Source organism: Paucihalobacter ruber, from assembly GCF_006494535.1.
GTDB classification, from domain to species: domain Bacteria; phylum Bacteroidota; class Bacteroidia; order Flavobacteriales; family Flavobacteriaceae; genus Paucihalobacter; species Paucihalobacter ruber.
On sequence record NZ_VHIQ01000004.1, the window covers coordinates 239,510 to 254,159 of the forward strand.

General features: G+C 39.0%; 6 protein-coding genes. 5 read left to right on the top strand and 1 reads right to left on the bottom strand.

The window, feature by feature from the left end; all coding sequences use genetic code 11:
• Window positions 1-981 carry a glycosyltransferase gene (locus FJ651_RS09785; protein WP_140990335.1) on the bottom strand — a complete coding sequence of 327 codons (981 nt, stop codon included), beginning with the start codon at window positions 979-981 and terminating at the stop codon, window positions 1-3.
• Window positions 982-1,597: 616 nt separating this feature from the next.
• Between FJ651_RS09785 and FJ651_RS09790 the strand changes: the two genes are divergently transcribed.
• The 5 genes from FJ651_RS09790 to ppdK all read left to right on the top strand — a co-directional run bounded on the left by FJ651_RS09790 (window position 1,598) and on the right by ppdK (window position 14,642).
• Window positions 1,598-6,772: an Ig-like domain-containing protein gene (locus tag FJ651_RS09790; RefSeq protein ID WP_140990336.1), complete on the top strand. Its 5,175-nt coding sequence runs from the start codon at window positions 1,598-1,600 to the stop codon at window positions 6,770-6,772.
• A 497-nt stretch (window positions 6,773-7,269) separates the two neighbouring features.
• Window positions 7,270-9,495: a formate C-acetyltransferase gene (gene pflB / locus FJ651_RS09795; protein ID WP_140990337.1), complete on the top strand. Its 2,226-nt coding sequence runs from the start codon at window positions 7,270-7,272 to the stop codon at window positions 9,493-9,495.
• Between the two features lie 66 nt (window positions 9,496-9,561).
• The gene (gene pflA / locus FJ651_RS09800) at window positions 9,562-10,311 is read left to right on the top strand and encodes a pyruvate formate-lyase-activating protein (RefSeq protein WP_216746117.1); all 750 of its coding nucleotides are present in this window, start codon (window positions 9,562-9,564) and stop codon (window positions 10,309-10,311) included.
• A gap of 25 nt (window positions 10,312-10,336) precedes the next feature.
• Entirely contained in the window at window positions 10,337-11,587 is a 1,251-nt protein-coding gene (locus FJ651_RS09805) for an L-lactate MFS transporter (protein ID WP_140990338.1), read from the top strand.
• Between the two features lie 325 nt (window positions 11,588-11,912).
• On the top strand, window positions 11,913-14,642 hold the full coding sequence (gene ppdK, locus FJ651_RS09810; RefSeq protein ID WP_140990339.1) for a pyruvate, phosphate dikinase: 2,730 nt from the start codon (window positions 11,913-11,915) through the stop codon (window positions 14,640-14,642).
• Window positions 14,643-14,650: the final 8 nt, after the last annotated feature.

Here is a 14,650-nt window from a genome sequence, read left to right on the forward strand (position 1 = left end):
TTAATACTTATAAAATAGTTTCTGTTTGAATGATATACGTCTTCGATTTATACGCAAGAATGTTTGATAGAAGGTAAATGGTAAAATCACAATCATAAAGCTATAAAAATCAAAATTTTTAAAACTCAAATTTTTACCAAGTGACTTTTTAATTTTTTTTCTATGATAAAATTCGGGATCCAATTCATGATGATCGAAAAGAGAATTGTAATGTGAATTTAAAAAATTAAAAAGGTATTTCTTGGCTGCATTTTGTATGCGCACATGGTATGGCTTTGTTTGTTCTAAAACATAATAAGCTGCATTGATTGAATTTAATTTTTTTAATGAGTATTCACTTCTAATAACACTATTTCGATTTTCAACATTATAGATGTACAGCGGCGAATCGATAAAACCAATTTCATTGACGGATGTGAGTACATCAATGGTATAATAAACGTCTTGATGCAGAATATGTTCAATAAAAAATCTATTGGTTAAAACACTGCGGTGATATAATCTTCTCCATACTGCAAATCTTTTATGACTTATGACGCGTTCTAAAAAAGTGTTTTTATCTTCAATTATGGCTTTTTTTAAATTATGGTTTAAATGATTATCAGTATAATTATTAGAATCAATAGAACTACATTCAATAACTTTGAGTGATTGATTTACCCCGTACTTCAGCAATAACTCAAACATTTTTGGGTCTATCCAATCATCACTATCCACAAACCCTATATAATCACCTTTACACACCTTTAGTCCATAATTTCTTGCAATACTTGACCCACCGTTTGAAATATGAAAAACTTGGATACGTTGATCTATTTTTGCGTATTTATCACATAAACTGCCACTATTGTCAGTTGAACCATCATTAATTAAGATAATCTCCAGATGTTGATAAGTCTGATGAATTAAAGATAAAATACAACGTTCAATAAAATTATCCACGTTGTATACCGGTACTATAATAGAAATTAAAAAGTTCATGTTTTTGATTTGGGTACTATCGGTAAATTTTGATTTTAAGCTAAATTAAACACAAATAAATATAATCTTTTTAATGGTATATACTTTTTAAGGATTTATAATTTGACAGATGATTTTAATTATAAATCCCAAGCAAAGATTGTTTATTTTTCTATTGATACATAACAATCTGGACAATAGAAGGTTTTTTTACGATGAATGTCATTTTTTCATCTTTAAGGGCTGTTAAGTATCAAATATATAAAGAATTCTTTGTGAGTTATGTCAATTAGGAAGGACTATATAAAAGTTGTTTTGAATTTACAGCTGACTTGCATTATATATGTTGTAGTCTTATTCTGAGATCTGTTAAAGTTTTGAATAAAAAAATCTGAATTCAGCTTTATTGCGTATTTCAACCGTAAGTTTGTGCTTTTTATCGTCAAATACATGAGCTTAGAGCTTAAATAATACAGTTGATTGTTATTAATAGCATCAAAATATAATTATTTTCTTACATTATAATACCTGATTATCGAATATATATGAATTTAAACGTTATATTTATTTTTAATTTTTTAAATTGGCCAGCACAAATATTGCATCAACCCCAAATTATGCGAAACTTTAAACACTTATGAGAAATTTCACTATACCTACATTGTTAGATTTTAAAACTCTTTTCCTTTTTTTGTTTGTTTTTTCTTGGCAACTCTCCTTTGCTCAACAAATTGCATTTCCAACAGCAGTTGGGGCTGGTGCATATACAACAGGTGGTAGGGGTGGTATAGTAGTACATGTTACAAATCTTAATGATAGTGGAGCAGGAAGTCTTAGAGAAGCTTTATCAATGACAGTTCCGAGAATTATAGTTTTTGATGTTAGTGGGGTAATCAATATAAATAAGTTTTTGTACCTAAGTGGGGTAAATAGTAATTTTACTTTAGCAGGACAAACAGCCCCTGAGGGCGGAATAACTATAGCAGGTGGAAGAGTTTACTTTTCAGGAGTCACAAATTATATAATGCGCCATATCAGATTTAAAGGTGGTTTTCAAGCAGATTGGGTTCCTCATTCTGGAGATGATATAGGTTCTGCTTCCTTTTCAGGAGTAGGAAATAATGTTGATATTATAGTTGACCACGTGTCTTTTGGGTTTGGTAAAACAATGCCTACATGGATACCACAAGGCGATAATCCTGATCAGTTTGATAAAGTAACAATACAAAACTGCTTATTTTCAGAAACCGATAAAGGTGCAATAGTAGGTAAAGATGTGATGCAACCTACATATCGATTAACCGGTGACATGACTTTTATTAGAAATATATTTTATAATACAAGATATAGAGTGCCAAATGTTTCTGGTAATCATGGGCCAAATAATTCATTTGATGTCATAAACAACTTAACGTGGCGGAATGATGGTAGATTTACAAATGGAGGTGGAGACATGAATTTAAATCATATAAATAATGCTATATATGTAGGGCCTTTTCCAATTTGGGATAGAACATTAAATTTATGGGTTGATGGCAGAGGTTTTAATCCTAAAATATATACAAGCGGTAATCTAATATATGAAACGAATATAAATTCAGGGTCACTAACATATAGTGTTGACCAAATGAATAGTGATAATACTTTATCATGGAAATATTTTGTTGGTGACAGGTACGGAGAACAACTACCTTCGAGTTTTTTTGTAAATACAGCTTATCCTATTAGGGGAGTTTCGCAGACAATACTTCCAGCAAGTGAATTAAAATCAATATTACCTTATGATAGTGGCTGTAATGCAAGACTAAATGCAGATGGTAGTGTAAGTTCTAATTTAGATACTCATGATGCCGAATTTTTAGAAAATATAATAAATAACGTATTCCCGCCGGCATTTGATATTTCAAATGTTTCATTAGATCCTATAACTACTAATACAAGACCCTCCAACTTCTACATCTCCAACCCACACATCCCAGAAATATGGTTCCAGGCCAACGTTCCAGCAGGTCAAGACCATAATGATATAGCGCCTAGTGGCTATACTTGGTTGGAGGAGTACCTTAACATGGTAGATAGAGATACCAATGCCATCGCCCTCGAAAGCATCGCCGTAACCCCAAACACCGCAGAAATTCAAATCCCCAATACCATAGCGCTTACCGCTACCTTTACGCCATCAAATGCTACCAATCAAACAGGTACGTGGAAAAGCAGTAATGAAAGTATTGCCACGGTAGATGGCAATGGTTTGGTGACGCCGGTTTCACCGGGTGTTGTTTTTATAACTTTTACTGCTAATGATGGTGGTTTTAAAGATACAGCCGAGATAAGGGTTTTTCCGGAAGCGCTCCAGGCGAGCGCAGGTGATGACCAACAAATTTGCGAAGGTGAATCCGCAACACTCACTGCAACCGGTGGAACGGGTTATTTGTGGAGCACAGGTGAAACAACTGCAACAATTACCGTAAGCCCGGAAGAAACCACCACCTACATGGTAACAGTAACTGACGACTATGAGCAATCAGACACCGCCGAAGTTACTGTAACGGTGAACCCAATACCAACCGCCAATGCCGGCGAAGACCAGAGCATTTGTGCCGGTGACAGCGTAACACTTACGGCTTCCGGCGGGAGTAGCTACTTGTGGAGCAATGGCACCACCACGCAAAGTATTACGGTTACTCCAAACCAAACTACCACTTATACAGTAGAAGTTACGGAAAACGGCTGCTCTAGTTCTGATGAGGTGACTGTAACTATTAATCCTGCACCACCGGTTAATGCCGGCAACGACGTAACCATTGGTATCACTCAATCTGTTAATTTAACTGCGAGCGGAGCAACTTCTTATACCTGGAATACAGGCGAAACCGGCGAAAGCATAACCGTGAGTCCAACCGAAACTACTACCTATGTAGTAACGGGAACTACCGATGGCTGTAGCGCTGAAGATGAAGTAACGGTATTTATAGCCGGTCCGATTACGGCTGTTATCAACGGAACAACTTCCATTTGCCAGGGAGACAGCACCACACTTACTGTTGAAGGTGGAACGGGTTATTTGTGGAGCACAGGTGAAACAACCGCCAGCATTACAGTTAGCCCGGAAGAAACCACCACCTACATGGTAACAGTAACTGACGACTATGAGCAATCAGACACCGCCGAAGTTACTGTAACGATGAACCCAATACCAACAGCCAATGCCGGCGAAGACCAGAGTATTTGTGCCGGCGAAAGCATTACACTCACAGCTTCCGGCGGGAGTAGCTACTTGTGGAGCAATGGCGCCACCACGCAAAGTATTACGGTTACTCCAAACCAAACTACCACTTATACAGTAGAAGTTACGGAAAACGGCTGCTCTAGTTCTGATGAGGTGACTGTAACTATTAATCCTGCACCACCGGTTAATGCCGGCAACGACGTAACCATTGGTATCACTCAATCTGTTAATTTAACAGCGAGCGGAGCGACTTCTTATATCTGGAATACAGGCGAAACCGGCGAAAGCATAACCGTGAGTTCAACCGAAACCACTACCTATATAGTAACAGGAACTACCGATGGCTGTAGCGCTGAAGATGAAGTAACGGTATTTATAGCCGGTCCGATTACGGCTGTTATCAACGGAACAACTACCATTTGTCAAGGAGAAAGCACTACGATTACTGTTGAAGGTGGTACTAATTTCTTGTGGAATAACGGTGAAACAACTGCCAGTATAACTGTTAGTCCTAATGCTACTACACAGTATAGCGTAGAAGTTAGTGATGATTATGGCAATTTTGACACTGCCGAAGTTGAAGTTACAGTCAACCCAATACCAACTGCCAATGCCGGCGAAGACCAAAGTATTTGTGCCGGTGACAGCGTAACACTTACGGCTTCCGGCGGGAGTAGCTACTTGTGGAGCAACGGTGCGACCACGCAAAGCATTAATGTAAGTCCTAACCAAACAACCACTTATTCAGTTGAAGTTACCGAAAACGGCTGCTCTAGTTCTGATGAGGTGACTGTAACTATTAATCCTGCACCGCCGGTTAATGCCGGCAACGACGTAACCATTGGTATCACTCAATCTGTTAATTTAACAGCGAGCGGAGCGACTTCTTATATCTGGAATACAGGCGAAACCGGCGAAAGCATAACCGTGAGTCCAACCGAAACCACTACCTATATAGTAACAGGAACTACCGATGGCTGTAGCGCTGAAGATGAAGTAACGGTATTTATAGCCGGTCCGATTACGGCTGTTATCAACGGAACAACTACCATTTGTCAAAGAGAAAGCACTACGATTACTGTTGAAGGTGGTACTAATTTCTTGTGGAATAACGGTGAAACAACTGCCAGTATAACTGTTAGTCCTAATGCTACTACACAGTATAGCGTAGAAGTTAGTGATGATTATGGCAATTTTGACACTGCCGAAGTTGAAGTTACAGTCAACCCAATACCAACTGCCAATGCCGGCGAAGACCAAAGTATTTGTGCCGGTGACAGCGTAACACTTACGGCTTCCGGCGGGAGTAGCTACTTGTGGAGCAACGGTGCGACCACGCAAAGCATTAATGTAAGTCCTAACCAAACAACCACTTATTCAGTTGAAGTTGCCGATAACGGCTGCTCTAGCACCGACCAGGTTACAGTAAGTGTTACCGCCCAACCTGAATTACAAATAACGGGTAGTACTAACATTGTTTACGGACAGTCAACTACACTTACAGTTTCAGGTGCCGAAAGTTATTCTTGGAATAATGGTTCAAATTCAAATAGTATTACGGTTCAACCTGAAACTACTACCACTTACGAGGTTACCGGATTTATTAATAATTGCTTTAGCACAGCTTCTGTAACTGTTGTGGTTGAAAGTAATGTACAGGCCTCTGCAGGTGAAGATCAACGTATATGTCAAGGTTATGAAGTAACATTGACTGCTAATGGCGGTAGCAGCTATTTGTGGAGTACAGGCGCCACCACGCAAAGCATTACGGTTAGTCCGGCCTCTAATACCATTTACACAGTTACTGTGTTTAACGGACCTTATCAGGATAGCGATAGTGTGAACGTTTTTGTTGATCCTAATCCTAATGTAACTGTTATTAATGGAGCTGAAGCTACCGTACTAGAAGGTAATTTCATCACCTTATCTGCAAGGGGTGCCAACACCTATCAATGGAGTAATGGTGCAACTCAGCCTAATATAGCCGTGCGTCCTAGCGTTACAACCACCTATGAAGTAAGAGGTTTTATTAACGATTGTTACGACGAAAAAGCCATTACTGTAAATGTGGTACCACGCGTTGAGGCTTATGCCGGAGAAGATATCACTATTTGTGCAGAGGAGTCAGCCATTTTAACGGCAACCGGTGGCGACGATTATTTATGGAGTACCGGCGAAACAACCCAAAGTATTGAAGTGTCTCCAGAAGAAACCACATTGTATACCGTAACTGTTTTTAATGAACTTGATTTTGATGAAGCATCGGTAATGGTAATGGTAGATCAAGAATGTGAGAGTGTTGTATTTGAAGATAACGACTTAGATGCAAATATTGCCTTCTTAGTATATCCTAATCCGGTAAGTGAAACTTTATATATTCAGTTAAATAACGCTGTTAATGTTTCAATCATTCAAATGTTTGATGTAGCGGGAAAACTTCTGTTTACTGAACAAATTGGACAAGAGAATGAGGTTTATTCTTTTCAAAAGGAAGTGGATGTTAGGACTTTTCAAAGCGGACTTTATTTTGTGCGATTTGTAGACAACGATCAGGTTATTACTAAAAAAATTCTGGTTCAATAAGTTTGTTTTAAAACAAAGATCTCTAATGGACTTTGTAAATATTTGGTAAAATAAATCTGTCGTGAAAAAATACTCACTACATATAACGTGGTAACCCACGAAAAATCCCTTAATAAACATGGTTTGCAGACCGGTATTATAATTGAATCGCTATAATAGGATTTATTTAATAACTTGTCTAGTTATTTTAAAACGGGTCAATATTGTAAATGTTCGCTGGAACTATTAATACTTCAACCTATTTGTGAAACTAAATCGGTCAAGCACCAGCTGCGAAATTTTTCAATTCTATCGACTGATTTCAAAATGAGCTTCTTATTTAATTTTAAATTTTATTCTGTTAAAAATATTTCAACTCAATCGTTTTCGTTCTTAAATTCAATGCTTTAACTTGTTTTTATTTGATATAAACATGACCAATGTCATTAAAAATCTTTGGCTTTACATCTAATTTTGTATCGGTTTAAAAACCTAACAATATTTATAAAGATATCATTATGGAAGTAAAGCAATTTATGGGTGGTACCTGGACAAAAACAGTCAACGTTCGGGATTTTGTTTTTAATAACATCACACCTTATCACGGCATAAGCGATTTTTTAGTGGGGCCTACCAAGCGCACCCTAAAGCTTTGGGATATTTGCGTTAAAGCGATGGCCGAAGAACGCGCCAATAACGGCGTACGGAGCATAGATACCAATATCATTTCAAGCATAGAGGCCTTTGAGCCCGGTTATATAGAAAAAGACAACGAAGTAATTGTTGGTCTTCAAACCGATGTGCTTTTAAAACGTGCCATGAAGCCTTTTGGAGGTTTTAAAGTAGTTGAAAAAGCCTTGTCTGAACACGGTTTGGTACCTAACGAAAAATTAACCGAACTGTTTTCAAAATATGTAAAAACACATAATGACGGTGTGTTTGATGCTTATAACGACGAAATTAGAAAATACCGCTCATTGGGCATTTTAACCGGTTTACCCGATAACTATGCCAGAGGTAGAATTATAGGCGACTACAGACGAATTGCTCTTTATGGCATTGATTTTCTTATTGAGCGAAAAAATGAAGATTTAGAGCGCCTTACAGGGCCAATGACCGAAGAGGTGATTAGATTACGTGAAGAAGTATCTGAACAAATCAAGGCCCTAAATGCCATGAAGGTTCTGGGTAATAATTATCAATTAGACCTGTCGCGTCCGGCCGAGAATGCACAGGAAGCCGTACAATGGACTTACATGGCCTATCTGGCTGCTGTTAAAGAGCAAGACGGTGCTGCCATGTCGCTTGGTAATGTCTCTACATTCTTGGATATTTATATTGAAAACGATTTAAAAGAAGGACTTATCACAGAAAATGAAGCACAAGAGTATATCGATCAGTTTGTAATGAAATTACGAATGGTGCGTCACCTCAGAATGCAAGCCTACGACGAACTGTTCGCAGGCGATCCAACTTGGGTAACCGAAGCCATTGGCGGTATGTTTCACGACGGACGCACCAAAGTCACCAAAACATCCTACCGTTTTTTAAATACACTCTACAATTTGGGTGCTTCTCCCGAACCAAATATGACCGTCCTTTGGTCTGAAGATCTCCCTGAAAATTTTAAAGCTTACTGCGCTAAAGTCGCCATCGAAACTTCATCTTTACAGTTTGAAAATGATACACTTATGCGCGAGAGCAGAGGCTCAGACGACTACGGTATTGCTTGCTGTGTATCGCATCAGGATTTGGGAAAATCTATCCAGTTTTTTGGTGCACGCACCAACTTAGCCAAAACTTTGTTATTAGCTATTAACGGTGGTAGATGCGAGCTAACAGGAGAACAAGTGATTGAAGGTATTCCGGTAGATAAAGATGAGTACCTCGATTTTGATAAGGTAATGACCAACTTTAAAATAGCCATGCAGGAAGTTGCACGCGTATACGGCGATACAATGAATATCATTCACTTTATGCACGATAAGTACTATTACGAAAAAGCGCAAATGGCACTTATAGATACCAATCCGCATATCGATATTGCCTATGGAATCGCCGGCTTATCTATTGTAGCTGATTCATTGTCGGCCATCAAATTTGCCAAAGTTAAACCGATAAGAAATGAAGAAGGCTTAACCATAGATTTCAAAATTGAAGGGGAGTTCCCAAAGTACGGTAACGACGACGATAGTGTAGATGCCCTTGCTGTACAGGCGGTAGCCGATTTTAATTATGAATTGAATCAATTCCCGATTTATAAAAACGCAACCCCAACTTTATCGGTATTAACCATCACTTCTAACGTGGTATACGGTAAAAAGACTGGTGCAACACCTGATGGTCGTGCGCTTGGCGTACCGTTTGCACCGGGAGCCAACCCTATGCACGGTCGCGATGAAATGGGAGCTATTGCATCGCTCAATTCGGTGGCTAAAATTAAATACGAAGACGCTCAGGATGGTATTTCTAATACATTTTCTATTGTTCCAAAATCTTTAGGCGCAAATATTGATGCCAGGGTAGAAAATCTTACCACTATTTTAGACGGTTATTTTTCGAATAACGCCCAGCATATCAATATCAATGTCTTAGATAAGGCTACCTTATTGGATGCAATGGAACATCCCGAAGCGTATCCGCAATTAACCATTCGTGTGTCTGGTTATGCAGTTAACTTTGTTAGACTTACTAGAGAACAACAAATGGAAGTGATTTCAAGATCTTTCCATGAGTCTATGTAATTAGTTATTTTAAAGCACCTAAATTCAATAAATGTTTATTTAGGTGCTTTTTTTTAAAAACAAACAATGAATTCTTCACCAGACATACTAAACGTACATTCTATCGAAACCTTCGGTACCCACGACGGACCGGGTGTTAGATTTGTGATTTTTTTACAGGGTTGTAAGTTAAAATGTTTGTATTGTCATAATCCCGATACCATCGCCATGGAGGGCGGAAAGCCTTATTCTGTTGAAGCGCTGTTTAAGATGATTATGAAATCTAAGCCTTACTTCGGAAAAAATGGCGGAGTAACGGTGTCAGGTGGTGAACCACTACTGCAAGCCAAAGCTTTGATACCACTATTTAAAATGCTAAAGGCTGAAGGCATTCATACCGCCGTTGATACAAACGGCAGAATTCTTAACCACTTTGTGGAAGAATTATTAGACAACTACACAGATTTGGTCTTGCTTGACATCAAGCATATGACAGAAGAAGGCTATCAATACCTCACAGGTATGAAAAACCATCAAACCACGTTTAATTTAAGTAAACATCGCGAAGCATCTGGTAAACCTATGTGGCTTCGTTATGTACTGATACCCGGCATCACCAGTCAACCGCATTTGTTGTCTGCATTGGGAAATTATTTTAAAGATTTTTCTACCATCGAAAAGCTCGAAATTCTGCCTTATCACAAGTTGGGAATTCACAAATGGGAAGCCTTGGGTTGGGAATATCAGTTAAAGGACGCCAGAGAAAATACAAAAGCCGAGCTTGATGATGTTAAAACCATGCTGGAACCATACTTTAATCAGGTAAGTATTAATTAGGCCCGATTAGGGTAAAACAAAAAAAATGATGACACAACAACTTAAAAATCGCTGGTTAATTGCCCTATCGGCCATTGGTATTCACATTTCAATTGGTTCGGTGTATGCCTATTCAGTAATGACCAATCCTGTAAAAGATATATTTGATGTTGAAGGTAGTACCATTAAATGGGCTTTTAAATTGGCTATTTTCTTTTTGGGCATGTCGGCAGCATTTTTAGGTCCGTGGGTCGAGAAAGTCGGACCCAGAGTAAGTGGTACCGCAGCCGGCTTATTTTATGGTGTGGGAATTTTAGGTTCGGGTTTGGCAGTTTATTTAGAATCGCTGACCTTGTTTTACCTGTGTTATGGCGTTATTGGCGGTATTGGTCTTGGTATTGGCTACATTACACCGGTAAGTACGCTGGTTAAATGGTTTCCCGATAAACGCGGACTCGCAACCGGTATGGCCATTATGGGTTTTGGTTTTTCGGCATTGATTTTTGGTCCGGTTATGCAAACGCTGTTTGAAACGGTTGGTATATCGAATGCTTTTTACGTTTTAGGAATCGTCTATATGATATTGATTTTAGCCTCTGCACGATATATAGAACGTCCACCTGTAGGTTATAGACCAAAAGGATATAGCCTTGAAACTTCAGCAAATGCGAGAGCCGATATTTCTAATATAACCTCTAAAGAAGCCCTAAACTCAAGAAGATTTTACTATATCTGGATCATGATGTTTATTAACATTACTTGCGGTATTGCTATTATTGCAGCTGCAAGCCCCATGGTGCAGGAAAAACTGAGTTACACGCCCATGCAAGCGGCCACAGTGGTTGGATTAATAGGGGTATTTAATGGCTTGGGACGAATTATTTGGTCGGGACTTTCAGACTACTTGGGGCGTTCTAATACTTATGTCATATTTTTTGCCTTTCAAATTCTGGCATTTTATTTTCTACCACAAATAACTATTGAACTGGCATTTTTAACGATATTGTTTACTGTCATTACTATGTACGGCGGCGGCTTTGCCACATTACCTGCCTTTTTGGGAGACTTGTTCGGAACCAAGCAATTAGGTGCCATTCATGGATTGGTGCTGGCCGGATGGGCATTGGCCGGTGTTATTGGCCCAACCATTTACGATGTGGTATTAAAAGCAACCGGATCCTTAGATATTACACTTAAAGTATTTTCAGGATTGTTTTTAATTGCTTTTGTAGTATCATTATTAATGAAACGCTCTGTTAATTTGGCCTATAAAGAAGCGAACGAAGTGTCTGCTTAGGTTGATACCTCTTTGCAACTCTTTGAAAAAACAAAATTACTGACTGATAGTAACAGCTAGGGTCATTGTCTTACAGAATGTTCCGATACCTCAGATATCAAAGCTATAACTCTAGATATTTGTCACCTCATATTTAAAAATTCGTAAAACATATTCGCAAGAAACTTGGTGGATTTCTATGTCTATAAGAAAACTACCACATTTTTCCCTATCAAATAAGCTGTAACTGATTTATATCAGCTAATTATTGTTAGCTGCTTTTTACTTTTATATGTCTTTTTAAAAGACTTTAAAAAATGTCAATAAATCATAAATTCAAAGAACAATGGAAATTTTAGAAGGGGTCAAAACCCGTGTCTATAGGTTTGGGAACAAAACTGCAGACGGTAATAGAAGTATGAAGAACTTGCTTGGAGGCAAGGGTGCCAATCTGGCCGAAATGAGTGCCATCGGTATTCCGGTACCTCCGGGTTTTACTATCACAACAGAGGTGTGTACAGAATATAATGAGCTGGGAAGAGAAGCTGTTATAGCATTAATTAAAGACGAAGTTGAACAAGCTGTTGCGAGTATAGAAAGCCAAATGGGTGCAACCTTTGGAGATAAAGACAATCCACTTTTAATATCTGTCCGCTCCGGTGCACGTGTTTCCATGCCCGGTATGATGGATACCGTTTTAAATTTAGGTATTAATGACGAAGTTGTACAAGGTCTTGCTAAACGTACCAATAACGAGTTGTTTGCATGGGATTCCTACAGACGCTTCATTCAAATGTACGGTGGCGTAGTTCTGGGTATGAAACCAGAGTCAAAGGATGACATCGATCCGTTTGAAGAAATCATGGAGCATCTAAAGCATAAACGCGGTATTGAGCTAGATACCCAGTTTACCGTTCAGGATTTAAAAGATTTGGTTTACGATTTTAAAGATGCCGTTAAAAAACGTATCGGTAAAGACTTCCCAACCAACCCATGGGATCAGCTTTGGGGATCAGTTATGGCAGTTTTCAATAGCTGGAACGGCGATAGAGCGGTTTATTACCGAACCATGCACGGTTATCCGGCCGATTGGGGAACCGCTGTAAACGTTCAGGCCATGGTATATGGCAATATGGGTGATAACTCAGGTACAGGCGTGTGCTTTACCAGAGATGCAGGTACAGGAGAAAATGTATTTAATGGCGAGTATTTAATTAATGCCCAGGGTGAAGATGTGGTCTCGGGTGTACGAACACCTCAACAAATCACCAAATTGGGCTCCCAACGTTGGGCAGTATTGGCTACTATTGATGAGCAGGAACGCTTTGAAAAATATCCTTCCCTAGAAGAATTGATGCCTGAAATCTATAACGAGTTAAACGAATATCAGGAAATTCTTGAAAAACATTACCGCAATATGCAAGACATGGAGTTTACCATTCAGGATGGCAAACTTTGGATTCTACAAACCAGAAATGGCAAACGAACCGGCGCCGCTATGGTTAAAATAGCGATGGACCTGCTTAAAGAAGGTATGATTACCGAAAAAGAGGCTTTATTATTAATGGAACCTAATAAATTAGACGAATTATTACACCCTGTTTTTGATACTGCTGCCTTAAAACGCGCTCATGTTATTGCGCAGGGTTTACCGGCATCTCCAGGGGCTGCTACAGGAAAGATTGTATTTTTTGCTGATGAAGCCGCCAAATTCAAAAACAGTATATTGGTGAGAATTGAAACCTCTCCCGAAGACCTCGAAGGTATGAACATTGCCAAAGGTATATTAACTGCCCGTGGTGGTATGACCTCACACGCTGCTGTTGTAGCGCGTGGTATGGGTAAATGTTGTATTTCAGGTGCGGGTGCTTTGAAAATTAATTATAAAGCCAGAACGCTAACCGTTGGTGATAAAGAATATCACGAAGGCGATTGGATTTCTTTAAATGGCTCCACCGGAAATATCATTGAAGGTAAAGTAGCCACCATGGAACCCGAGTTGAGCGGCGAGTTTGCCGAACTCATGATTTTGGCCGATAAGCATGCCGATATGAAAGTTCGTGCCAATGCCGATACTCCTAACGATGCCCGCGTTGCACGCAACTTTGGTGCTCAAGGTATTGGCTTAACCAGAACCGAGCATATGTTCTTTGAGGTGGACAGAATTAAGGCCATGCGCGAAATGATTCTTTCCGACACTGTTAAAGGACGTAAACAAGCCTTAGAAGACCTACTGCCAATGCAACGCTCAGACTTTGAAGGTATTTTTGAAGTAATGGAAGGTTGTGCGGTCACCATTCGTTTGCTTGATCCGCCATTACACGAGTTTGTACCTCACCAATTGGCAACCCAAAAAGAACTGGCAGATGAGATGCATATTTCTTTACAAGCCGTTAAAAATAAAGTAGCCGAACTGGAAGAGTTCAACCCAATGTTGGGTCACAGAGGTTGTAGATTAGGAAATACCTATCCCGAAATTACCGAAATGCAAACACGCGCCATTATAGAGGCTGCGCTAAATCTTAAAGAAAGAGGTATTGTTACCAAGCCCGAAATTATGGTGCCATTGGTTGGTACGGTAAAAGAGTTTGAATTTCAAAAAAATATCATTGTCAATACTGCTAATGCTATTTTTGAGGAACGTAACGAAACTTTGGAATATAGTGTTGGTACTATGATTGAGGTACCAAGGGCTACTTTAATTGCCGATTTAATTGCCGAAAAAGCCGACTTCTTTTCATTTGGCACCAACGACCTTACACAAATGACTTTTGGTTACTCAAGAGACGATGCCAGTAAGTTCTTACCAATCTATATTGAAAAAGGCATCTTAAAAGTAGATCCATTTGAACAAATAGATCAGGAAGGTGTTGGACAGTTGGTTAAAATTGGCACCGAACGCGGCAGAAGCGTAAAACCCGATTTAAAAGTTGGTATTTGTGGCGAACATGGCGGAGAACCTACCTCTATAGAATTCTTTTACAACACAGGCATAGATTACGTGAGTTGTTCACCTTACAGAGTTCCAATAGCAAGATTGGTTGCTGCTCAAGCCGCAATTAAGGCTAATTCGTAAGTTTATTA